We start from the raw sequence: 22,943 nt of genomic DNA on the forward strand, positions 1-22,943 counted from the left end.
TGGCCCTTACGCGCCCAAAGCCAGTTTCAGAACCGAGAAACCGGCAACGGCAGCGACAACAATCGCGAAAAATGTGCTGGCCAGAAGTGCCAGAACTTTGCGGACCTCAGTGTGCACGTAGTCTTCAATGACCACCTGCATTCCAAGACGCATATGATAGGTGCCCGTGAAGATCAGCAGCAGGAAGCCAACTGCAATCAGCGGGTTGCCCATGAAGGACTTAAAGCTTTCATGGTCGGCGCCAAGCTGGGAAATGATGGCTGCAACCAGCGCAATGCCAAGCGGCACCATGGCAATGGCCGTCACGCGCTGCGCGATGAAGTGGCCGGTGCCCTCTTTGGCAGACCCAAGACCGCGAACTTTGGCGCGGGGTGTACGAAGATCGCTCATTACATCGCTCCCATCATGCGGAAGGTGGCAAACCAGATCACCAGCGTGAGGGACACAGACAGGATCAGTGTGCCCCAAGCCATCAGATCAACCATGCCAAGGGCAAAACCGCGTCCCGTGTCCCAGATGAAGTGACGAAGGCCGCCCAGCATGTGGTGGATCAGCGCCCAGGTGTACCCAAAGAGCACAAGGCGTCCGATGGTGCTGTCTGCCAGCGCCATGAAGCTGGCATAGGCATCAGGGCCGATAGCGGCTGCTGCCAGCCACCAAGCCAGCAGGACGGTGCCAAAAAACAATGCCACGCCGGTCATCCGGTGCACGATGGACATCACCATCGACATCAGCGGCGTATAAATCTGCAGATGCGGCGACATCGGCCGCTCTCTCAGCGCCGGCTCCACCTGTGTGTCTGCCATTTGCGAATGCCTCTCAAAAACCTTGGAAACCTGAGGGAAAACCCCTTTGGAGGGTTACTTATCGCGGCACCGCGCGTGTGGCAAACCGTGCAGCGGGGATTTGGCGATCAAAATCCCAGTCTGAAAAGAGATCTATCCCACCCACACCACTGGACCAGCCCACATGAGCCCTATGCGGCGAGACGCCGCGACACTCGTTTGACGTTGCGGCAAGGCCATCATTTTTCCGACATGAAGCGTCACCACACTGGCTTCTCGGAGTACTTCACAGGAAATGGTCAAATCAGATGGTCTTCAAATCCGGCAAAATATCCTTGTTCGCTCTGGGTTTTGTTCTCGCGGGCTCAAGCGCCGCCAGCGCCCAGGAGCCTGCCCGAAACATTACCGTCGACCCTTCTCTCACCACCCTCTCCGTGCCTCATCTACAGGCCTGCCAGCAGGGGTTTGAGGCGATATTCGGGATACCGGACGGCATGGATCCAGACGAGAGCCTGATCATCCGGGGGGCCCGGCAGAGCTATTTCCAGGATCAGCGCTTTGGTGATCAGTTCAAGAGCACCCTCGAAATTGCCATGCCCTATGAACGCGTTCTGCCTCCCGGCCCACCGGACGGCGCAGTGATTCCCGGACGGATCACCTGCAGTTTTGTGGAACGTGAGGACAACTCCTTTGCGACAACGCCTGATGTTGTGGCCATCGAGGAAGAAGGGGTCACCCGGACCCTCAGCAACCAGGAACGCCGCCTTTTTCAGTAAGTTGGCGCAGCAGAGCTGCCAAATCCTGTCCGCAATGCCATTTGCGAAAACCGCGCGACAGCCCAAGCGACGCAGCGACTGACTGACACTTGTGTAAGTACGCAAATCGCGTTGCATCCCGCACCGATTGTACCGACGCGCCCACATGCTGACCTTGACCTCACATTTTATGAAGTGCGGGGACAAACGAAGCATGACCATTCAACCACTCGACACCGCCGCGCTGTCCAAAGAACTCCACCGCGTCGCCACCACAGTTCTTGGCCAGCCATTCACCAAGCTGGTCGGCGCCCGGATGTCGGCCATCGGTGAAGGACATCTTGAGCTCTATGTGGACAACCGCGAAGAGCTGAGTCAGCAAAACGGGTTCATCCACGGTGGCGTCATCGGCTACCTCGCGGATAACGCAAGCGCAGCCGTCGCCGGCACCATGCGGCCCGAAGGCGCGCTGGGGGCCGTCACCGCTGAATACAAGATCAACATCCTGCGCCCTTCAGTCGGCGAGCGCGCCATCGTGCGCGCCAATGTCATCCGCCGCGGCAAAACGCAGGCGGTCACCGAAGCCAAAGTGTCATGCATCAACGACGGTGAAGAAAAACTCGTCGCCGTTGCGCTCGCCACCATCAGCTACATGTACCCGTGAAGGAAGCAGACCATGACACACAGCCCCCGCATAACCAGCGACACGACGGACGGCGTTACCTCCATCACCATGGACGACGGCAAGGTCAATGTCATGTCCCCCGCCATGCTTGGCGATCTGCACACCGCTTTCAGGAAAGCAGAAGCCGACAAGGAAACAAAGGTCATCCTGCTGACCAGCACAGCGAAAGTGTTTTCCGCGGGCTTTGACATGGGGGTGTTTGCCGCAGGCGCCGACGCCTCATTGGAAATGCTTGTGCTCGGTGCCGAGCTGGCAGAGCGGATTCTCAAATGTTCAAAGCCCGTGGTCACCGCATGCAGTGGCCACGCCTATCCCATGGGTGCCTTCTTGATGATGTGCGCGGATGTGAGACTAGGTGCCGACAGCGACTACCGCATCGGCATGAATGAAGTTGCCATCGGCCTGACACTGCCAGCCTTCGCGATCGAGATCGCCCGCCAACGCCTGACCCCCGCCTACTTCAACAGATGTCTCATGACCGGCGAAATGCTGGGGCCATCAGAAGCAGCCCTTGCCGGTTTCATTGACAAGGTCGTGCCCGCCGACACGCTAGAGGCCCAGGCCCGCTATACGGCCCACAGCCTGGCGCAAATTGATCTCAAGGCACACGCAGGCAGCAAGAAGAAAGCGCGCGACACAGCCGTCAAAGCACTGCGATGCGCGATAGAAAGCGAACTGACACCGGACAATCTTGCAGCCTCGCTGGGCGCCGCCTAGCGCGGCATCGCCACCCACATATCAAGATCCAGAATAACACCGTCCGCATGGTCCGGCTGCGGGAAGTCGGCACACGGAAGATCCTTTGTCGCGATCATGCGCAGGCGCAAAAGGCCCGCATCATCGCGCCCTGCGATCTCTGCCTTGGCCAGCACTTCGCTCCAGGCAAAGACGGTATCGCCTGAGAAGAGCGGTGCCACATGCCGCCCGCCATTGAGCGCCACTACCTTGACAGCATTGGCCAGTCCGTTGAACGACAGCGACCGCGCCAGACTAATGACATGGCCGCCATAGATCAGTCGCTTGCCAAATCGACCTTTGCTTTCCGCAAACTGATTGAAGTGCACACGAGCCGTGTTCTGGTACAGCCGCGTCGCAAGCTGATGCTCTGCTTCTTCAACCGTCATGCCGTCCATGTGGTCGATCTTCTCGCCGACCTCATAGTCACCCCAGCGATGCGCCTCACCACTCAGGCCGAAATCAAAGTTCAGGAAGTCAGGCACTGACCGCGACGCGATGCTCTCCGGTGCCACATGGTCCGCCAGTGCTGGCGGCGGCGCGGCAGCAATCACTGATGCTTCATCGCGCTTGCGCACCATCACCCAGCGCGCATAGGACAGGACTTCCTGATTGTTCTGATTGAGCCCCCGCGTCCGGACATAGACGACACCTGTCTTGCCGTTGGAGTTCTCCTTGATGCCAATCACTTCAGAGACAGCGCGCAGCGTATCGCCCGCATAGACGGGAACACCAAAGCGCCCGTCGGCATACCCCAGATTGGCTACAGCATTGAGTGAGATGTCCGGCACGGTCTTGCCAAAGACGATATGGAATACCAGCCAGTCATCCAGCGGCGCCTGATGCAGCCCACATGATTGCGCGAAGATTTCTGAGGATTGAAGCGCAAAGCGCGTACCGTACAGTGCCGTGTACAGCGCAACATCACCCGCCGTCACCGTGCGTGGCGTTGCATGGTCAAGAACCTGCCCGGCAGAAAAGTCTTCAAGATAATTGCCGCCACTGGATTTGGACACGCTCATTTCGCCGCCTCCTTGGCCGCAATGGCATCTGCCACGGCCACCAGCCGCCGTGATTCTTCTGCATGCAGCAGTTCAACCATCTTGCCCCCGACCGTGATGACACCCTTGCCCCGCGCGTCCGGCGCGTCAAACGCTGCAATGATGTCCCTTGCCTCCGCCACAGCGTCAGCCGATGGCGCAAACACGTCATTGCAGGGCGCAATCTGCGAGGGGTGGATCAATGTCTTGCCGTCAAAGCCAAAGTCGCGGCCCTGCACGCACTCTTCTGCGAAGCCGGTTTCATTCTTGATGTCATTGTAGACGCCATCAATCGCGATGCAGGCCGCATCGCGCGCTGCCAGCAATGACATCTGCAACGCCGTAAGCAACGGCGCACGCCCCGGCACCCGAGCGGCCTTCAGTTCTTTCACAAGATCGTTGGTGCCCATCACCAGAACGCACAGCAAGGGGTGCTGCGCAATCGCCTGCGCCGCAAACATCGCAGCCGGTGTTTCCATCATCGCCCAGATCGGTTCGTTCGTCAGAAGCCCAGCCGCTGCATCAATGTCACCGGGTCCGTTGACCTTGGGCACCAGAACACCGTCGGCCCCAATCCCGTTGACGGCGCGCAGGTCATCTGCACCCCACGGCGTATCCAATCCGTTGACGCGCACAACAACCTCGCGTGCGCCATAGCCACCGGCCTTTACCGCCGCCACCACCTGCTCGCGGGCAAGTTCCTTTGCATCCGGCGACACCGCATCCTCAAGATCAAGGATCAGAGCATCCGCATCCAGCGTCCGCGCCTTTTCAAGCGCCCGAGCATTGGCACCGGGCATATACAAAACAGACCGACGGGGACGCCCGGCATCAAACTGAGGTAGCATGGTTGTTCCATCTCATGGGGGAGAGTGCTGCGATATCGGCCCGCACCTTATGTCTCAACAGACCATCAAGCCAACACCCACCGGCTTAGAACAAACAGGATGACCAAGACAGGCCCATATGACGATCCTTGCCATTTCATCTCAGGTCGTTGCCGGGCATGTCGGCAATTCAGCAGCGCAGTTCGTGCTGGAGACGCTAGGTCACGAGGTTTGGGCCATACCCACCGTCCTGCTGTCGCATCATCCCGGCCACGGCACACCGGCTGGCCGCAGCACGCCGGCAACAGAGATCGAAGCACTCCTGGAAAATTTGTGGGCTGGCGGCTGGATGGATCAGGTCACCGCCGTCATGACCGGATATTTCACCAGCCACGACCAGATTGACGCTGCGGCAAAGACCATCTCGCGTCTCAAACATGCGACGCCCGATCTGCCCGTGTTGATTGATCCCATACTTGGCGACAATGGCACGGTGTATGTCCACGAGAGCGTCCCGCCAGCCTTGCGCGATACGCTCATGCCCCTGGCCACCATTGCCACGCCCAACCTGTTCGAGCTGACCACCCTCACAGGCCTGCCCTGGCCCATGGATGACAAAGCCGGGATCGATGACGCAGCGCTCAGCCTGAAAACCGCAGAGGTGCTTGTCACGTCTGCCCCAGGCACATCACCTGAAACGATCGCGACCCTTGTCTATGCGCAGGACGAAGACATGACGTTCGAGACACAGCGCGCACCGTCACCTCCCAACGGGATTGGAGACGTCATGGCTGCAGCCTATCTGGCCATACGGCTTCGCGGAGCAGACCCCACACCAGCGGCTACAGCCGCATCACAAATTGTCAGCGAGTTGATCGAGACAGCAAGCCGTCAAGGTCTTGCGGAGTTGCCACTGGTAGGCGCGGGTCACGTCATCAGGAAGATTGCAGATAGCCTTTAGGCAGCCGCTGTCTTGTTGACAACGATACGCTCAAGCGGGAAGCGGATCGTAATCGCCGTACCTCTGCCCGGTTCGCTATCCACCACCAGCGTCGCCTGATGACTGCGCGCCAGGGCTGCGGTCAACGGAAGACCAAGGCCTGTGCCGTCAGCCTTGAAAACCGTTGCATCGGCCTGCAGCTGAGCGAAGGGCTCAAACGCCTTGGCAATGTCAGAGCGCGCGATACCTACCCCGGTATCGGCAACCTCAATGGCGATGCGTCCATCAGCTTCAAGACGCGCCCGCAGTGCAATGTCACCACCCTCTGGCGTGAACTTCACAGCGTTGGACACGAGGTTAATCAACATTTGTTTCAGGGCACGCTCATCAGCCACGAGTGCTGGCAGGTCGGGTTCAATTTCAACAGCAAGGTTCAGCTGACCACTTTGCGCTCGCGTACGGATCATGCGCTCGCACGCCGTCATGACGTCGCGCACATTCAGCTCATCCTCGGCCAGGTCGTAGCTGTCTGCTTCAATCTTTGACAGATCAAGAATGTCATTGATGATCGACAGGAGGTGAGAGCCGGAGTCGTGAATGTCAGAGACATATTCCTTGTACTGCTCGTTGCCCAGCGGACCGAACAGCTCACCATTGATGATCTCAGAAAAACCGATGATGGCATTGAGCGGCGTGCGAAGTTCGTGGCTCATATTTGCCAGAAATTGTGACTTGGCGGCATTGGCAATCTCCGCCTGATCGCGCGCTGTCCGCAGCTGGGCCGAGGTCTGTTCGCGCGCCGTCATCTCCCCGTGAACACGGTCCAGAACCTGATTGTACTGAGCAGCGATCTGCCCAGCTTCTGTGTAGGGCTCCACCGGCACACGCATGGAAAAGTCGCCCGTCTGCTTCTGGGTATCCATCGCATGTATCAAGTCATGAATGGCTGTGGACGCCCCATGTTCAGACGCATTGAGACCCATATGTTCAGCTTCGGCGGTGACACGCAGCGGCATGAACCAATTGATAAGAGATAGCACCGCATAGCCGACGCCAAACGCGTAGATACCCGCGACGGTAACCCCAAGCGCCTGAACACCAAACTGCTCAAGACGTGTATAGCCTGTACCCCACAGCGACGCGTCACCAACCAGCGCCACCGCAAGTGTGCCCCAGATGCCCGCAGCCAGGTGAACCGGCACCGCCCCAACCGCATCATCAATGCGATAGCGCTGCAACAATGCCTTACATCCAAGAGCGACAACCGCCCCTATGCCGCCAATAAGGATCGATGCTCCAATCGTTGCCACATGAGCGGAAGCTGTGATCGCGACAAGTCCGGCAAGGACACCGTTCAAAGAGTCGACTGCGTTTGGCGCCCCGCGACTGTTCCAGGTCAATGCCATCGCAGTCACACCACCTGCCGCCGCTGCAATGAGCGTGTGCACCATGATGTGAGGGACGGACACGTCCATCGCGAGTGTCGACCCGCCATTAAAACCGAACCAGCCGACCCACAGGAGAAACATGCCGAATACGGCAACAGGCGTGTTGTGAGACTCCGTGGCTGAGTTGCTTTCATCAAACTGGCCAAGACGAGGACCAATGATGATCACCGCGGCCAGAGCCACCCAGCCACCGATGCTGTGCACAACCGTCGAACCGGCAAAGTCGATAAAGCCAAGTTCCTGCAGCCACCCCATCTGGGTATCAATGCCAAAGCCACCCCAGGCCCAATGCCCGAAAACTGGATAAATGCACGCACTCAGAATGACAGCAGTCATCAGGTAACCGCGAAAACTCATGCGTTCTGCAACCGCGCCGGACACGATGGTCGTCGCCGTGCCACAGAAGGCCAGCTGAAAGAAGAAGAACGCCATCAACCAGGCGCTACCCGTGCCATCAAACGGACCGGTATCAAAGAAGAAGAACGATGTACCGAACACACCACCGGCGGTGGCACCAAACATGATGCCGAAGCCCACGGCCCAGAAGGCGAGGCTGGCAACGCAGAAATCAGCTACGTTTTTGACCGCAACATTGATGGAATTTTTGGCCCGGACAAGCCCCGTTTCGAGGCACGTAAATCCGGCTTGCATCAGCAGCACCAGGACGGTGCACACCAGCAGCCAGATTGTATTGTCCGTAATAGCGGGATCGCCCATACCAAACTCATCGAGACGCAGGTTGAAACAAATACCTGCAGGCGAGTTTGGTGGAAGAAGGTTAAGATTGACGGAACGTCAGTAGCAAAAGTGTGACGGGTCCGGCCTATTTCCTTCGTCCGAACCCGTCATATGTTAACGATGCCTTACCGATCACTGCCCTTCGAGGGGCACAAAAGACCCTATTTCGGCTGAGGAGTTCTCCATGATCTTCTTGGCCACAGGAGCTTCCCGCGGCAGTCGACCCAGCGCCAACTCAGGCGGCACAGTGTCGGGAATCTCAGGGCTGGGTTGTGGCGGGCTGTAGTAGCCAAGCGCATAGGACCCCATCGTGTAGCCAAGCAGTTCCTGAAGCTCAGGGGCCAAAGTCCTGGCAACGTCCGGCGGGCAGGAGAGGTACTGGTTCTCTTCTGTTCTGAGCCAGCCCAGACAGTAAGTAATGTTCATTCCCACCCGGGGGGCCTGCGACTTGTTTTCACCACCACTGTGAATGACCGAGCCCGTATACAGCAGCACCGAGCCACGTGGCATGACAGCCTGACAGACCTCGTGAGGCTCAGCCTGGCGCTTCTCGTCCCATTTGTGACTGCCCGGCACGACCTGCGTCGCACCGTTCTCTTCGGTAAAATCCGTCAGGGCCCAGATGGTGTTGAATTGCGGTTCAATGTCCGGCAGGTAGCCGCCCCAGGCGAGCCTGTCGCGGTGAAGCGGCTGCTTGCCCTGCCCCGGCAACAGCCGGATGAGCTGCGTCAGGTGCAACTGGATCCGATCGCAATAGGGCAGCAGGAAACGGTTGGCGGCTTCCAGAACCGTTGCATCCATCACCGCCTCACGACATGCCGGAGAGCGGGATACCAGCGCGCCCGTCCGCGTCGTGTTGTGACCGGTGAATGCGTCATTGCCCTTGGCAGACGCATCCATCAGCGGCTGCGTCTCCGCATCAATACGCGCAAACAACGCATCATCCATAGCGCCCGTCAGAATCATCGCACCATCGCGGTCCATGATCTTGGCAATTTCTTCCTGCGACGCAGTCGCCAGCAGGCTCGTCAGTTGAGGCATGGGTAACTCCCTGTCAGTTCGCATTGTCTGGATTGTCTGGGGTGTCTGGGGTGTGCGCCGCCATCAGCGGTAAAATCAGAGCGGAGATCGTCTTGCGCATGCGCGTCATGTCCCAGGCGTCCGGCTCCATCGCCACACGCACAGCAATGCCATCAACGCCCGCAATCATGGCATCAGCAACAGTCTGCGGATCGGTCGCGCCACCGGCTTCAAGCTCAAGACGCAGCGAGTGGGCAAGCGCCTCATACCCGGCGCGGTGCCGCTCCCGAAACGCCGGATCACTGACCCCGCGTCCCCAGAATTGCAGGAAGACGCGCCACTCCCGCGCCGTCTCATCATTATGGGGCAGATAGGTCATGGCCCGGTCCACCGGGTCCATGCCGCGCGTCTGCTCAAGACGCTCCGCATTGCGCAGCCCGACCTGATCAAAGGCCGCCAGAAGCACGTCGTCCTTGTTGTTGAGGTAGTGGACCACAGCCCCGGTGGTGAGCTTGGCCTCGCGGGCGACATCGATCAGTCGGACGCTGTCGAGCCCGTGGGTATCAATGGCGACGACGGCCGCTTCGGCAAGCTGGGAACGGCGCTGATCATGGTCCACCTTTTTTGGCATAATCATGATTATATAAAAAGCGTGCCGCCTGGCAAGCCTCAAAACGCCAGTGGGCCGATCCTGATGCTCAGAACCGGCCCACCTGATGTCGTCGACGGCTGGTGCCGCTTAAGCAGCTTTCGCCAGATACTTCGTATTCAGCAGCTCAGCGATCTGCACTGCATTGAGTGCTGCGCCCTTGCGTAGATTGTCAGAGACGACCCACAGCGCCAGGCCATTGTCCACGGTCGGATCCGTGCGGATGCGGCTCACAAAGGTCGCAAAGTCACCCACGCACTCGACCGGAGTCACATAGCCACCGTCTTCACGCTTATCCACGACCAGCACACCCGGTGCCTCACGCAGAATGTTACGCGCTTCCTTGTCGGAGATCGGCTTGGCGAACTCGATATGCACCGCTTCGCCATGACCCACAAACACCGGCACGCGCACGGATGTGGCCGTGAGCTTGATCTTGGGATCAAGGATCTTCTTGGTCTCAACCGTCATCTTCCACTCTTCAGTGGTGTAGCCGTCCTCCATGAAGTCGCCCCCATGGGGGATCACGTTGAACGCGATCTGCTTGGGGTAGATCGACTTTTCAATCGGATCATTCACAAACACCGCACGGGTCTGGTTGAACAGCTCATCCATCGCGTCCTTGCCCGTGCCCGACACGGACTGATAGGTCGACACGACCACGCGCTCGATCTGAGCCGCGTCATGCAGCGGCTTCAGCGCCACCACCAACTGCGCCGTTGAGCAATTGGGGTTCGCGATGATGTTCTTCTTGGTGTAGCCCGCAATCGCGTCCGCATTCACTTCCGGCACGATCAGCGGAACATCCGGGTCGGTCCGCCAGGTGGATGAATTGTCGATGACAACCGCACCCTGCTTGGCAATCTTGGGAGACCACTCTTTCGAGACACCGCCGCCTGCAGACATCATCACGATGTCCGTGTCGGAAAAATCAAAATTCTCCAGCGCCTGACACTTCAGTGTCCTGTCGCCATAGGACACTTCCTTGCCCTGGCTGCGGCGCGAGGCTATGGCCACGACTTCCGTCGCTGGAAACTGACGCTCTTCGAGAATATTGAGCATCTCATGCCCCACATTCCCCGTGGCGCCCACAACTGCAACTTTCAAACCCATCGGTCCTGTTCCTTAACGTCTCTGCCTCTTCCGCGCCCGCCTGCAAAACAGGCAAAGCCCCAACTCGTCTGCTCTTGCCTCAAGAGCCGGCAGAAGAGAGAACAAGCGGCGCAAGGGGCAGGATCAGACGGTGGTGGCCGTCTTTTTGGTGGTCGGAGTGGTGGTGGTGGCCGGCGAACACGCGTAATCGCCCGCAAGACACATGTCCCGCGCGGTCAAAAACTCAGGGTTCGTCAAATACCTGGCCATCAAGGTCCAAATTCCATCAATTTCCGGCGCTTATATCTCACTGCACACCCTTCCAGTCAATGAATGGCGCGCATGGCTGCTGCCACGCCTAAAAGGCGGAGGCGCCGCCAAATTTCAGCTTCCGCACTGTCCGTTCCAGCCCTTCATCAAACACAGCCTCAATGCTCTTTTGAATCTGATCCTGCTCGACATCCGTGTAACCGGCGGGATTCTCCTTGAATTCGACAGGCAGCGGCATGCAGGGGCCATCCCATGAGTTAAAGCCCCACTCCCACGCCAGCCGATCACCTGTGTCCGCATCCAGTATCCGGACAACAGTCTGCTGGTAGGCACAGTTCTGCCCGAGGCCGAAGGCGACTTTGCGGTAAACGCCGTATCCAGGCGTCACATAGGGGTAATTGTCGTAGCCGGACGGATGGATGACAGCCACGGCATCAAACCCCTGCTCCTTGGCTGCCGCCAGCAGGGCAGACGGCGATCCAGCAAAACGGTCCTTATCAAGACCGTCCGCGTCGATGATGCCAACCCGTCCCGGCATGGGACCCGCATCGAGATACTTCACAAGCGTCGCTTCCGCAAAGCCGGGAACATCCCAGTCCGATACGTCAACCTTCTGGCGCTTGTTTTCAAAAATGAGTGTCCCGACAAAATCATGTTGCCGCATGTTTGACAGGGCAGACGTGACACCCAGCCGCTGGATACCCGCAACATCCTCAGCATCCATCGTCCGGTCCAGCGTCGCACAGCCCGCAACCAACATAGCCAGACCTGCGGCAATTGCCGTCTTCACATGATCGATCAATTCACTCACTCCCAAACACTCAGTCAGCCCAAATCACTCAACCTGATAATCGCATCATCATACCCAAACACCAAAGCTCACCAACATATGATACGCTGGCCCTGCGCGGGGGTGGATAAGGTTGTGGTCCAAGGAGATGACCTCATGACACCAACGAAAATCAGTGCTCTGGCCCTCATCTGTACGCTGGGCCTGGCGCTATCGGCCTGTGCCGGTGATCGCTCCGAGCAGATTGCGGCACAAAACGAAATCGACCATCAAAACTGCCTCGTGCTTGGCTTCGAGGAAGGCACGGAAGCCTATGGCAACTGCCGCCTGAAACTGCGCGAAATCCGCGCCGCTGAGAGCCAGCGTGATAGCGGCGGCAATTTCGGTGTCGGCATCGGTATTGGCATCGGACTTTAGGAGGGGATCATGAACCCAATCCGGCTCATCCCCATTCTCGCTCTGGTGCTTGGTCTGTCCGCCTGCGCCACCGCTGAAGACCGGGCCGCGCGCGCCCAAGCCCAGCTTGCCGCCGACAAGGCGGAATGCCAGAGCCTCGGCTTCAAACCTGAGACCGAAGCCTTCAGCAACTGCTTGCTCAAGCTGCGCGAAATCCGCGCTGAGGAAGCTGCTGCCATCGAGCAGCGCCGCGCCAACAACCGCGCCATCTGGGGCCCTGACTGGCCGTGGTACTACAACCGCGGCTACCGCAACCGCCACTGGTAAGAGAGCTCACACCAACCAATCCCGCTTTCCCTCCGGCTTGACCGGAGGGCCCGTCTGAACCCGCCCATGGATCCTCCGGTCAAGCCGGAGGAAGAGCGGATAGGTGGTTGCCCCCCTAGGTGTTGGCCATCTCTTCAACAACCGCACGGCCCATCTGCGACGTAGACACCTTGGTCATGCCGTCCTGCATGATGTCACCGGTGCGCAGACCCTTGTCCAGCACGGACGTAATCGCGCCTTCCAGCTTGTCGGCCACCTCACCCATGTTGAACGAATAGCGAAGGCACATGGCCAGGCTCGACAGCATGGCGATGGGGTTGGCAATGCCGTTGCCCGCAATGTCAGGCGCTGAACCGTGCACCGGCTCATAGAGCGACTTGCGCTTGCCATTTGCGTCCGCCGCACCAAGCGACGCTGACGGCAACATGCCCAGCGAGCCCGTCAGCATGGCAGCCACGTCTGACAGCATGTCGCCGAACAGATTATCCGTGACGATCACGTCAAACTGCTTGGGCGCGCGCACCAGCTGCATGCCGCCCGCATCCGCCAGCATGTGGGTGAGTTCCACATCCTGATAGTCGCGCTTGTGAACCTCGGTCACGACTTCATTCCACAGCACGCCGGACTTCATGACGTTGCGCTTTTCCATGGAGCAGACGCGATTGCCGCGCGTGCGCGCAATGTCAAACGCCGCTGCTGCGATGCGCTCAATCTCATATGTGTCATAGACCTGCGTATCGATTCCGCGCCGCTGGCCGTTTTCAAGCTCGATGATTTCCTTGGGCTCACCGAAATAGACGCCACCGGTCAGCTCACGAACAATGAGAATGTCGAGCCCTTCAACCAGCTCCTTCTTGAGCGAGGATGCTTCCGCCAGCGCACCAAAGCAGATGGCCGGGCGCAGATTGGCAAACAGTTCCATGTCCTTGCGCAGGCGCAAAAGACCGGCTTCCGGCCGCACGTCGTACGGCACGTCATCCCACTTGGGCCCGCCCACAGCACCAAACAGTACCGCATCCGCCGCCATGGCCCGCGCCATGTCGTCTTCGGAGATCGATAGCCCGTGGGCGTCATAGGCAGCACCGCCCACAAGGCCTTCTTCCACCTCAAAGGAGGTCAGGCCCTCGCCATTCATCCACTCAATGGCGCGGCGCACCTCCCCCATGACTTCAGGGCCAATGCCGTCGCCGGGCAGAAGGAGGATTTTCTGGGTCGCCATGGAACTATGTCTCCGCACTAGAAATGTCGTGTGTCGTTGGCCGGGTTCCTAGCAGGGACCCACAGGCAAGGCCAGCCCCAGAAATGCCGAGCCGGGCCGCCTCACGGCCCGTATGGCCGCAAGGGGAAAGATGGGATGGCAGGAGCACCGCCCAAAGGCAGCATGTCCGTGTCTGAGGCATTCAACGCACACAAGCGCGTCCGGCTACCTGATGGCAGCGCTCCTGCGCGGATGGTCTTCGGCGCCGACCGTCTCCACCGGTGAGCCCGGGTGTTACCCGGTGACCCGCCCGATGCTGCTTTTGTACCGGTCTATCCCTCGTATGAGACGCGAGAACCGCCGGGGCCTGCGAGGACGCGCAGGCCAGCAGAGTCGTCACCGCCATATCGCCAAAGTCCGTTACCCTTCAGCACGCCCGATGACATCCCGCCCTTGTCCCTGTTGGGCAGTCATCACCACGCTCCATGGCATCCGCCCTCCCACCCAGCACCCGGACGGTCCGGACTGCCCAAAAGCAGGAGGCATGCGTGAAGTATGAGGCCCCGCAAGAGACCGGGGATAAGTTTTTGAATTTTTCTGAAGTTTTTTCGCCATCCCCCCGTTTAACCCGGGGGATCCATCCAGCGCCGGTATGTCGACACAGAGCTGGATTGTCCGGTCAAGCCGGACAATGGCGGGTCAGATAGGCAGCAACCTAAAGCGCGCCTTTTTCCAGCCCAAGCGCCATCGCAATCCGATCCAGTGCGTGTTCTTCCTGCGGCGAGATCGCCTGATCCGCAATCACAGCTACCCTCGCTGCATGCTTCACAGCCCGTCTTTCCACGTCGTGGTCCTTGATGGATGCAATCGATACCAGTACATCCAGCGCCGTCGCTTCATAATCGTCGGGGAAGGCCTTTACTAGTTCTGCCATCTCAGCCGTAAGCGCGGCCTGCTCAAATCGTTTGAACGCCTCGTCGGCCGCCAGCTCGCTCATCAAACGGCCTTCTTCCACCGGCGCAAACTGGCCATCTGAGTAGGCGACCATCAGATAGGCACCGCAGATGGCGTGCAGGGCTGTCTTTGGGTTTGTCTCACTCATGCACTCATGCGTCCCCGCGCCTTGTTGTAGGCCCCGTCGGCCTTGATGTGATCGCCTGCAGCACCGAGGCCAAAGCGCGGCATGTTGCCGTAGACGGCTTCAAAGGCATTGGGCTGAACCACATAGGTTTCATGCCAGATGCCGACAGACCCGTCTTCACCAATCGCCCGGTTGAACTCCCGCCACGCCTCCGTATGCGTCGCCACCTTGGTGGCATAGTGCTCCAGATGTTCAAAACTCTTCCAGTACTGGATCGTTGCAAAGCCGCGGCGATACCTGATCGGTTCCACATGCAGCATGCCAAGCTCGGGATCAGCCCCAAGCTCGTTGAGCATGCGCGGCATGGCCTTGGCCACGGGCAGCCATTTGTGCACAGCCCACAGCTTGTTGATCCGCATACCGATGATAAAGACCGCGAACGGTTCATCCATCTTCGCCGCAAAGCGTCCGGGAATGACTGTGGTCATGGTGCTACTCTCCCTCACCGTCCGATCACGCATCATGGCGCGTCCAGACAAGCCGAACAATGACCGTAGATAAATCACCCAACCGCTTTCATTGATCCCGGTCATGTACAGGCGCCTCCAAAACCCGTACCGTTGCACCCACATCGACCGGACACCGACACAGGAGATTTTTGTGACTGCCATTGTGCGCCAGCCCGCTGGTGGACCAACAGGATAAGACAGCACCCAACGCGTGCTTTCCGGTCAGGCATACATGCTGACCGCCCTGTCACCGGCCCTTTTTGGAACCCCGCCCCCGGACCTCTTCGGTGGTGGACCTGTGTTCGCCCTGCGCCCGGCAGTCCGGAGCTGCAGAAGCTGGTAGACCAACAATGACAACGCGAATTTCAACCCCAATTTCCAACCTGGCCGATCTCGGCTGGACCAATTTCTTTCTTTCTCAACTCGATGCCGATGATCTGGCAACCCTGGCGCCTGCCCGCGTCATGTCCGTGCACCGCACCAAGATGGACGTCGTGGGATGTGGCCCGGACCTTGTGCCGTTTGAAAAAACCATCATGCCCTTCAGCGAACCCGAGGACCCCGACGACGGGTCGCCGGGGCGCACCGCCACCGTTGGCGACTGGGTGCTGCTTGATCCCGAAACCGGACAGGCGCAACGGCTGCTGGACAGAACAAGCGTGTTCAAGCGCAAGGTGGCCGGCCATGAGCGTAAAGAGCAGCTCATCGCGGCCAATGTGGACACCCTCTTTGTGGTCACATCCTGCAATCAGGATTTCAATGTGGCGCGGCTGGAGCGATATCTGGCGCTCTCACAGGATGCGGGCGTAACGCCGGTCATCATCCTCACCAAGGCGGACCTCACCGACGACCCGCACGACTATGAACAGCAGGCCATGGGACTGATGCCGGGCATCGTGGTCGAAACCCTGGATGCCCGCGACCCCGACCAGATCGCCAGCCTGCTGCCCTGGTGCACAACAGGTCAGACGGTGGCCTTTGTCGGGTCATCGGGTGTCGGCAAATCGACCCTGATCAACACCCTGACCGGTCAGGACGCGATTGAGACCGCAGGCATTCGCGAGGATGACGCCAAGGGACGCCACACCACCACCAGTCGACAGTTTCATCGCCTGGCGTCCGGCGCGTGGCTGCTGGATACTCCGGGCATGCGCGAGTTGCAGCTCACCGATGTGCAGGACGGCATCGACGCGGTGTTTGCAGATGTGGTGGCACTGGCGCAGGCCTGTCGCTTCAGTGACTGCCAGCACGAAACCGAACCCGGCTGCGCGGTCACGGCAGCCATCGACGCAGGCACCCTCGACCCCAAGCGCCTGCAGCGCTGGCGCAAGCTGGCCCTGGAAGACCAGCACAACACGCAAACAATTGCCGAACGCCGCTCCCGCGAAAAATCATTCAAGAAAATGGTCAAACGCACCGTGGCGCAGAAGAAGCGACAGCGCGACGACTGATGTACCAGCAACAAAAAAGGCGGCACTCATCTTGAGCGCCGCCTTTTTGGCAGAGTTACAATCACGTCCCCACACCGCTGTTCCTCCGGCTTGACCGGAGGGAAAGCGGGAATGGGAGCAGGCGCTAGACCCAGCTACGCGCTGCCTTGTCCTTGCCTTCAAAGCCGTCAATGGCATCGGCCTGCTGCATGGTCAGGCCGATGGCATCAAGGCCGTTCAGCATGCAGTGCTTGCGGAACGCATCGATCTCGAATTTGATCGTGCCGCCGTCCGGGCCTTTGATTTCCTGGGCTTCCAGATCAATGGATACAACGGCGTTGGAGCCGCGCTCCGCGTCATCCATCAGCTTGTCCACATCCGCCTTGGGCAGGACGATGGGCAGAATGCCGTTCTGGAAACAGTTGTTGTAGAAAATGTCCGCGAACGACGTGGAGATGATGCAGCGAATGCCAAAATCCATCAGCGCCCACGGCGCATGCTCGCGCGACGAGCCGCAGCCAAAGTTGTCGCCCGCCACCAGAATCTTGGCATCCCGATAGGCCGGCTGGTTGAGCACGAAGTCTTCAACTTCAGAGCCATCATCCTTGTAGCGCATCTCGTCAAACAGATTGACCCCAAGCCCCGTCCGCTTGATCGTCTTGAGGAACTGCTTGGGAATGATCATGTCCGTATCAACATTCGTGATCGGCATCGGCGCCGCAACGCCTGAGAGTTTGTTGAATTTATCCATTGCCCAGATCCCTTACTTTACGTCGCGAACATCAACGAAGTGCCCGGCGATAGCTGCTGCAGCGGCCATCGCTGGCGATACCAGATGTGTGCGTCCACCGCGGCCCTGACGGCCTTCGAAGTTACGGTTGGACGTTGACGCGGAGCGTTCGCCCGGGGCCAGCTTGTCCGCATTCATGGCGAGGCACATGGAGCAGCCCGGCTCGCGCCAGTCAAAGCCTGCTTCGATCAGTACCTTGTCGATGCCTTCAGCTTCCGCCTGCTCTTTCACAAGGCCCGAGCCCGGCACAACCAGCGTGCGAATGCCGTCCTTGACCTTCTTGCCCTTGGCGACTTCCGCCACAGCGCGCAGATCTTCGATGCGGCCATTGGTGCACGAGCCGATGAACACCGTGTCGATGGCGACGTCGGTCATCTTGGTGTTGGGCTTGAGCCCCATATAGTCCAGCGCGCGCTCAACGGAGCGGGCCTTGTCCGCGTCTTCAATCTTGGCGGGGTCCGGTGTCGTGCCGGTGATCGCCACCACGTCCTGCGGGCTCGTGCCCCAGGTGACGATCGGCGACAGATTGTTGACGTCCAGCGTCAGCTCGCGATCGAACTTGGCGCCGTCATCAGATGGCAGCGAGCGCCAGTAGGCTTCCGCCGCCTCCCATGCGTCACCCTTCGGCGCACGCGGGCGGCCCTTGAAATATTCAATGGTCTTTTCGTCCGGCGCGATAAGGCCGGCGCGGGCGCCGCCTTCAATCGTCATATTGCAGACGGTCATGCGGCCTTCCATGGAGAGCGCGCGGATCGCAGGACCCGCAAACTCGATCACATAGCCCGTGCCGCCCGCCGTACCAATCTCACCGATGATCGCCAGGATGATGTCCTTGGCGGTGAGATGTTCCGGCAGCGTGCCTTCCACATTGACGCGGAAGTTCTTCGCTTTCTTCTGGATCAGCGTCTGCGTGGCGAGCACATGCTCAACCTCGGACGTGCCGATGCCATGCGCCAGCGCGCCGAAAGCGCCATGCGTGGATGTATGGCTGTCGCCGCACACAATGGTCGTGCCCGGCAGCGTAAAGCCCTGCTCCGGCCCAACGATGTGCACGATGCCCTGGCGGATATCGTCCGTCGCCAGATACTCGACACCAAACTCCTTGCAGTTGGCTTCGAGGGTCTCGACCTGAATGCGGCTTTCTTCATCCGCAATGCCCTTGGAACGGTCGGACGTTGGAATGTTGTGGTCCGCCACAGCCAGTGTCTTTTCAGGACGGCGCACTTTGCGGTCCGTCATGCGCAGACCTTCAAAGGCCTGCGGGCTGGTCACTTCGTGAACAAGATGCCGGTCAATATAAAGCAGGCCCGTACCGTCTTCGCGGGTTTCAACAATGTGATCATCCCAGATCTTGTCGTACATCGTGCGCGGGCCGGACATCAGCTTGCTTCCTTCTTGTTCAAATATCGAAATATGCCTGCGTCGCTCAGGCAACCGCATGGAACAGGGCACACCTGTCCATGCGGATCGGTCATATAGGCATCAAAGGCGGCAACAGGAACCCTGCTGCCAATAGGGAAGAAGCCCTTACGCTTTCTTCTTTTTGCCCTTGGGACCGTTCTTGTGGTCCACGCGTTCTGCGATACGTGCAGATTTACCGCGACGCCCGCGCAGATAGTAAAGCTTGGCGCGACGGACCTTACCGGTGCGGACCAGCTCGATTGAGTCGATCAGCGGGGAGTAGATTGGGAACACACGCTCCACACCTTCATTGTACGAAATCTTCCGTACCGTGAAGTTCTGGTTCAGGCCATCGCCTGAGCGTGCAATGCACACACCTTCATAGGCCTGGATACGCTCACGTGAGCCTTCCACAACCTTTACGTTGACGCGCACGGTGTCGCCGGGACGAAAGTCAGGAACTTTCTTGGTTTCGCCCAGTTTCGCAGCCTGTTCGGCGTTGATTGTCTCAATGATATTCATGGGATGAACCCTCGTTTTCTATTCGTCAGTCAATTATCAGGTCGGGCGCGCGCTTACCTTAACGGCGCTCCCGCATCTTTCGTCGCATAGGCCGCCCACAAGTCAGGCCGCCGTTCCTTCGTAATGCGCTCGGCTTCATGCAGCCGCCACTCACGCACTTTTTCATGGTGGCCGGAGGTCAGAACCGCCGGTATCTCCATGCCGTCAAACTCCTGGGGCCGCGTGTAGTGCGGGTACTCCAGAAGTCCGTTCTCAAAACTCTCATCGTCGCCCGAGGCTTCCGCCCCCATGACGCCCGGCAGCAACCGGACGCAGGCATCAATCATGGTCAGGGCAGCAGCTTCACCGCCTGACAGAACAAAATCCCCAAGGCTCACTTCCAGCCCCGGCCGCGTGGCAAACACCCGTTCGTCCACACCCTCAAACCGTCCGCACACAAACCGTGCGCCCGGCCCCGCCGCTATCTCGCGGACAAGACCCTGGGTCAGCGGCACGCCGCGCGGCGTCAGATACACCAACGGCCGCTGAGGCTCATTGGGTTGATCGGCAGACGCATCAATGGCTGCCGCCATCACATCCGCCCGCATCACCATGCCCGGACCACCGCCCGCCGGCGTGTCGTCCACCGTGCGGTGCCTGTCGGCGGCATGGTCACGGATGTTCCGCGTCTCAAGCGCCCACTTGCCCTCTTCCAGCGCCCGGCCCGCAAGGCTCAGCCCCAAAGGCCCCGGAAACATGTCCGGGTACAGCGTCAAAACGGTGGCGGTCCAGACCGAAGAAAGCGGAGCATCAGTCATCTGACATCTCCCCTTCTTCTGGTTCCGCATCTTCGAGGAGACCGACCGGCGGCACACACACGATCCGGCGCGCGGCGATATCAACTTCCGGACATACCGCGCGCGTGAACGGCACCAGCACAGTTTTACCCGCGCCTTCCGCATCACTGCGCAGCACATCAAGCAGATCGCCCGCGCCAAAATCGTGAACGGCAGTCACCCGTCCAATCTCCTCGTTGTGCTCACTCACCAAAATGCAGTCCACAAGGTCTGCGTGGAAGTAAGCCTCGTCACCGTCATCGTCTGCACCGGCTTCACCCAGTGCCTCGCGAGACACATAGAGCCGCGTGCCCTTGAGTGCCTCTGCCTGATCGCGGTCCGTAACCCCATCAAGCTTTGCGGCCATGCCGCCTTTCACCGGTTTGGTGACTTTCAGGGTGAACACCCGTCCGTCTTCCGTATGCACCGGCCCGTAGTCACCAATGGCTGCCGGGTCCTGCGTAAACGTCTTGAGCCGGACGTCGCCCCGCACCCCATGGGCACCGGACACCGCACCTAACAAGACATCGTCAGAGCCATCAGCCATCAAGCAGCCGTCCTAGGACGCAGCTTCTTCGGTTGCTGCTTCTTCAGCCGGAGCTTCTTCAGCAGGTGCCTCTTCGGCAGGCGCTTCAGCCGCAGCCTTTGCAGCTTCAGCCGCGTCTTCTTCAGCAATACGCTTGGCTTCGATGCGCTCCTGCGCCTTCTTGCCTGGCAACGCCTTCTGCGGGTTGTTGCGTGCTTCACGCTTGCCGATGCCTTCGATCTCCAGCAGACGCGATACGCGGTCTGTCGGCAGGGCACCCTGGCCAAGCCAGTACTTGGCACGATCCACATCGAGCTTCAGACGCGCTTCGTCGTCCTTGGCCAGCAGCGGGTTCAGTGTGCCGATCTTTTCAACAAAGCGGCCATCGCGCGGGCTGCGGACATCCGCAACAACGATGCGATAAAACGGACGCTTCTTGGCGCCACCACGGGCAAGCCGAATCTTCAATCCCATAACAATAGTCTCCTTAGGTTGTCTCTTTGACCGGCGCGTTGTCCGCGTCCGGCAATCTCAATTAATCCGTAGTCGTCGTATTTCCGGGCTGCTCTTTTTGGTTGTTCTTTGCCCGGCACTCAAAAACTCTATTTCTTCTTTGGTCCGCCAAGGCCGGGGAGTGTTGGAGCACCTCCCAGACCGGGCATCCCGCCAGATCCACCGCCCAGTCCCGGGGGCAAGCCGCCGCCCAATCCGGGCATGCCACCGCCCATGGGACCACCAAGGCCACCGGGAGGCGTCACGCCGGGAGGCAGGCCGCCGCCTCCCCCCGAACCTAGAGCGCCCATCATGGCTGCGAGGCCTTTCTTGCCGCCCTTCTTGCCCATCATCTTGAAGACATCGGCCATTTGCCGGTGCATCTTCAACACGCGGTTCACTTCCTGAACCTGGGTGCCCGAGCCTTTGGCCACGCGCTTCTTGCGGCTGGCGTTCAATACTTTGGGGTTACGGCGCTCGGCTTTCGTCATCGACGAAATGATCGCCCCCTGCCGCTTGAGGACATTGTCGTCCATGCCTGCGGCATCCATCTGCTTCTTGGCCTTGCCCATGCCCGGCATCATCGCCATCACACCAGACATGCCGCCGAGCTTCGCCATCTGCTTGAGCTGCTCTGCCAGATCATCCAGGTCGAACTGACCCTTCTTCATCTTGGCGGCCATCTTCTCGGCTTTTTCAGCGTCGAGGGTTTCCGCGGCCTTCTCCACGAGCGACACAACATCGCCCATGCCCAGAATGCGTCCGGCGATCCGCTCGGCGCGGAACACTTCCATCTCGTCCAGCTTTTCGCCGGTGCCCAGAAGCTTGATCGGCTTGCCGGTGACAGCGCGCATGGAAAGCGCCGCACCACCGCGCCCGTCACCATCCGCACGGGTCAGCACAATGCCGGTGAGGCCGACGCGCTTGTTGAACAGGTCAGCGGTATTGACCGCGTCCTGACCGGTCAGGCTGTCAGCCACCAGCAGAATTTCGTGGGGGTTGGCTGCCGACTTGATCTCGGCCATTTCAGCCATCAGCGCTTCATCAACGGACAGACGGCCCGCCGTATCCAGCATCACCACGTCGTAGCCGCCAAGACGGCCCGCTTCCATGGCGCGCTTTGAAATCGCCACCGGGTCCTGCCCGGCCACGATCGGCAGCGTATCAATGTCCGCCTGCTCACCCAGCACCTTGAGCTGTTCCTGAGCCGCGGGACGGCGCACGTCGAGCGACGCCATCAGCACTTTTCGTTTGGCCTTGTCGCGCAGGCGAATGGCCACTTTGGCGGTCGATGTGGTCTTACCGGAGCCCTGAAGCCCCACCATCATCACCGGCACTGGCGCCACGGCCGCAAGGTCGATGCCCGCCATATCGTCCGGCGAGCCTTCTTCGGCTCCGGACGCAGGCTCATCACCGGCCAACATCGAAATCATCTCGTCATGGACGATCTTGATGACCTGCTGGCCCGGCGTCACCGAGCGCAGAACTTCCTGGCCGACCGCGCGTTCCGTCACCTTCTTGATGAAGTCGCGCGCCACCGGCAGCGCCACGTCCGCTTCAAGCAGCGCCCGGCGCACCTCACGCATCGCCTCGGAGACATCTTTCTCCGACAGCGCCCCGCGCTTGGTCAGGCCCTCAAATATGGAGCCCAGACGATCCTGAAGGTTCTCAAACATTTATGC

The 22,943-nt window shown here is 59.7% G+C and carries 26 protein-coding genes; 7 read left to right on the plus strand and 19 right to left on the minus strand.

Annotation, left to right across the window (positions count from 1 at the left end; all coding sequences use genetic code 11):
• Positions 1-6: 6 nt before the first annotated feature.
• Entirely contained in the window at positions 7-390 is a 384-nt protein-coding gene (sdhD, locus tag ABXH05_RS05990; RefSeq protein ID WP_348136246.1) for a succinate dehydrogenase, hydrophobic membrane anchor protein, read from the minus strand.
• A complete protein-coding gene (gene sdhC / locus ABXH05_RS05995) occupies positions 390-806 on the minus strand; it encodes a succinate dehydrogenase, cytochrome b556 subunit (RefSeq protein WP_348136247.1) in 417 nt (138 codons plus the stop codon). The genes sdhD and sdhC overlap by 1 nt, the downstream gene beginning before the upstream one ends.
• A gap of 287 nt (positions 807-1,093) precedes the next feature.
• On the opposite strand from sdhC, the gene ABXH05_RS06000 reads away from it, so the two are divergent.
• The 3 genes from ABXH05_RS06000 to ABXH05_RS06010 all read left to right on the plus strand — a co-directional run bounded on the left by ABXH05_RS06000 (position 1,094) and on the right by ABXH05_RS06010 (position 2,942).
• Positions 1,094-1,561, plus strand: a complete 468-nt coding sequence (locus ABXH05_RS06000; protein WP_353560208.1) for a hypothetical protein — start codon at positions 1,094-1,096, stop codon at positions 1,559-1,561.
• A gap of 193 nt (positions 1,562-1,754) precedes the next feature.
• Positions 1,755-2,204: a PaaI family thioesterase gene (locus ABXH05_RS06005; RefSeq protein ID WP_348136249.1), complete on the plus strand. Its 450-nt coding sequence runs from the start codon at positions 1,755-1,757 to the stop codon at positions 2,202-2,204.
• 12 nt (positions 2,205-2,216) lie between these two features.
• Complete coding sequence (locus ABXH05_RS06010) at positions 2,217-2,942, plus strand: crotonase/enoyl-CoA hydratase family protein (RefSeq protein WP_353560209.1); 726 nt, start codon at positions 2,217-2,219, stop codon at positions 2,940-2,942.
• On the opposite strand, the gene ABXH05_RS06015 is transcribed toward ABXH05_RS06010, so the two are convergent.
• On the minus strand, positions 2,939-3,982 hold the full coding sequence (locus ABXH05_RS06015; protein WP_353560210.1) for a MaoC family dehydratase: 1,044 nt from the start codon (positions 3,980-3,982) through the stop codon (positions 2,939-2,941). The two genes, ABXH05_RS06010 and ABXH05_RS06015, sit on opposite strands and share 4 nt — an antisense overlap.
• Positions 3,979-4,848: an HpcH/HpaI aldolase/citrate lyase family protein gene (locus tag ABXH05_RS06020; protein ID WP_348136252.1), complete on the minus strand. Its 870-nt coding sequence runs from the start codon at positions 4,846-4,848 to the stop codon at positions 3,979-3,981. Before ABXH05_RS06020 ends, ABXH05_RS06015 begins: the two co-directional genes overlap by 4 nt.
• Before the next feature lie 118 nt (positions 4,849-4,966).
• On the opposite strand from ABXH05_RS06020, the gene pdxY reads away from it, so the two are divergent.
• On the plus strand, positions 4,967-5,788 hold the full coding sequence (gene pdxY, locus ABXH05_RS06025; RefSeq protein ID WP_353560211.1) for a pyridoxal kinase: 822 nt from the start codon (positions 4,967-4,969) through the stop codon (positions 5,786-5,788).
• On the opposite strand, the gene amt is transcribed toward pdxY, so the two are convergent.
• The 5 genes from amt to ABXH05_RS06050 form a co-directional block, all read right to left on the minus strand.
• Complete coding sequence (gene amt, locus ABXH05_RS06030; protein ID WP_353560212.1) at positions 5,785-7,932, minus strand: ammonium transporter; 2,148 nt, start codon at positions 7,930-7,932, stop codon at positions 5,785-5,787. The genes pdxY and amt overlap by 4 nt on opposite strands.
• Before the next feature lie 153 nt (positions 7,933-8,085).
• On the minus strand, positions 8,086-8,994 hold the full coding sequence (locus ABXH05_RS06035) for a phytanoyl-CoA dioxygenase family protein (protein ID WP_353560213.1): 909 nt from the start codon (positions 8,992-8,994) through the stop codon (positions 8,086-8,088).
• A 13-nt stretch (positions 8,995-9,007) separates the two neighbouring features.
• Complete coding sequence (locus tag ABXH05_RS06040) at positions 9,008-9,610, minus strand: TetR/AcrR family transcriptional regulator (protein WP_353560214.1); 603 nt, start codon at positions 9,608-9,610, stop codon at positions 9,008-9,010.
• A 102-nt stretch (positions 9,611-9,712) separates the two neighbouring features.
• The gene (locus tag ABXH05_RS06045) at positions 9,713-10,735 is read right to left on the minus strand and encodes an aspartate-semialdehyde dehydrogenase (protein ID WP_353560215.1); all 1,023 of its coding nucleotides are present in this window, start codon (positions 10,733-10,735) and stop codon (positions 9,713-9,715) included.
• A 337-nt stretch (positions 10,736-11,072) separates the two neighbouring features.
• The gene (locus tag ABXH05_RS06050; protein WP_353560216.1) at positions 11,073-11,795 is read right to left on the minus strand and encodes an SRPBCC family protein; all 723 of its coding nucleotides are present in this window, start codon (positions 11,793-11,795) and stop codon (positions 11,073-11,075) included.
• Between the two features lie 135 nt (positions 11,796-11,930).
• Between ABXH05_RS06050 and ABXH05_RS06055 the strand changes: the two genes are divergently transcribed.
• Positions 11,931-12,191: a hypothetical protein gene (locus ABXH05_RS06055; protein WP_353560217.1), complete on the plus strand. Its 261-nt coding sequence runs from the start codon at positions 11,931-11,933 to the stop codon at positions 12,189-12,191.
• 9 nt (positions 12,192-12,200) lie between these two features.
• Positions 12,201-12,497: a hypothetical protein gene (locus ABXH05_RS06060; RefSeq protein WP_353560218.1), complete on the plus strand. Its 297-nt coding sequence runs from the start codon at positions 12,201-12,203 to the stop codon at positions 12,495-12,497.
• 115 nt (positions 12,498-12,612) lie between these two features.
• Here ABXH05_RS06060 and leuB read toward each other — a convergent pair whose 3' ends face one another.
• The 3 genes from leuB to ABXH05_RS06075 form a co-directional block, all read right to left on the minus strand.
• Positions 12,613-13,716, minus strand: coding sequence for a 3-isopropylmalate dehydrogenase (gene leuB / locus ABXH05_RS06065; RefSeq protein WP_353560219.1), 1,104 nt, complete (start codon positions 13,714-13,716; stop codon positions 12,613-12,615).
• A 694-nt stretch (positions 13,717-14,410) separates the two neighbouring features.
• The gene (locus ABXH05_RS06070; protein ID WP_353560220.1) at positions 14,411-14,797 is read right to left on the minus strand and encodes a TerB family tellurite resistance protein; all 387 of its coding nucleotides are present in this window, start codon (positions 14,795-14,797) and stop codon (positions 14,411-14,413) included.
• Entirely contained in the window at positions 14,794-15,264 is a 471-nt protein-coding gene (locus tag ABXH05_RS06075; RefSeq protein ID WP_353560221.1) for a DUF4188 domain-containing protein, read from the minus strand. Before ABXH05_RS06075 ends, ABXH05_RS06070 begins: the two co-directional genes overlap by 4 nt.
• A gap of 371 nt (positions 15,265-15,635) precedes the next feature.
• Between ABXH05_RS06075 and rsgA the strand changes: the two genes are divergently transcribed.
• Positions 15,636-16,736 (plus strand): ribosome small subunit-dependent GTPase A, encoded by a 1,101-nt coding sequence (rsgA, locus tag ABXH05_RS06080; protein ID WP_353560222.1) that lies wholly within the window; start codon positions 15,636-15,638, stop codon positions 16,734-16,736.
• Positions 16,737-16,860: 124 nt separating this feature from the next.
• Here the strand turns inward: rsgA and leuD are convergent, their stop codons facing one another.
• The 7 genes from leuD to ffh all read right to left on the minus strand — a co-directional run bounded on the left by leuD (position 16,861) and on the right by ffh (position 22,937).
• Positions 16,861-17,466, minus strand: coding sequence for a 3-isopropylmalate dehydratase small subunit (leuD, locus tag ABXH05_RS06085; RefSeq protein ID WP_353560223.1), 606 nt, complete (start codon positions 17,464-17,466; stop codon positions 16,861-16,863).
• 12 nt (positions 17,467-17,478) lie between these two features.
• Complete coding sequence (leuC, locus tag ABXH05_RS06090; protein ID WP_348136269.1) at positions 17,479-18,885, minus strand: 3-isopropylmalate dehydratase large subunit; 1,407 nt, start codon at positions 18,883-18,885, stop codon at positions 17,479-17,481.
• 147 nt (positions 18,886-19,032) lie between these two features.
• Positions 19,033-19,428, minus strand: a complete 396-nt coding sequence (gene rplS / locus ABXH05_RS06095) for a 50S ribosomal protein L19 (RefSeq protein WP_348136270.1) — start codon at positions 19,426-19,428, stop codon at positions 19,033-19,035.
• A 53-nt stretch (positions 19,429-19,481) separates the two neighbouring features.
• The gene (gene trmD, locus ABXH05_RS06100) at positions 19,482-20,225 is read right to left on the minus strand and encodes a tRNA (guanosine(37)-N1)-methyltransferase TrmD (RefSeq protein WP_353560224.1); all 744 of its coding nucleotides are present in this window, start codon (positions 20,223-20,225) and stop codon (positions 19,482-19,484) included.
• Entirely contained in the window at positions 20,218-20,790 is a 573-nt protein-coding gene (rimM, locus tag ABXH05_RS06105; RefSeq protein WP_353560225.1) for a ribosome maturation factor RimM, read from the minus strand. Before rimM ends, trmD begins: the two co-directional genes overlap by 8 nt.
• A 12-nt stretch (positions 20,791-20,802) precedes the next feature.
• Complete coding sequence (rpsP, locus tag ABXH05_RS06110; protein WP_353560226.1) at positions 20,803-21,243, minus strand: 30S ribosomal protein S16; 441 nt, start codon at positions 21,241-21,243, stop codon at positions 20,803-20,805.
• 128 nt (positions 21,244-21,371) lie between these two features.
• Entirely contained in the window at positions 21,372-22,937 is a 1,566-nt protein-coding gene (gene ffh / locus ABXH05_RS06115; protein ID WP_353560227.1) for a signal recognition particle protein, read from the minus strand.
• Between the last annotated feature and the right edge of the window lie 6 nt (positions 22,938-22,943).

The organism is Pyruvatibacter sp. HU-CL02332 (assembly GCF_040362765.1).
Classification (GTDB): domain Bacteria; phylum Pseudomonadota; class Alphaproteobacteria; order CGMCC-115125; family CGMCC-115125; genus Pyruvatibacter.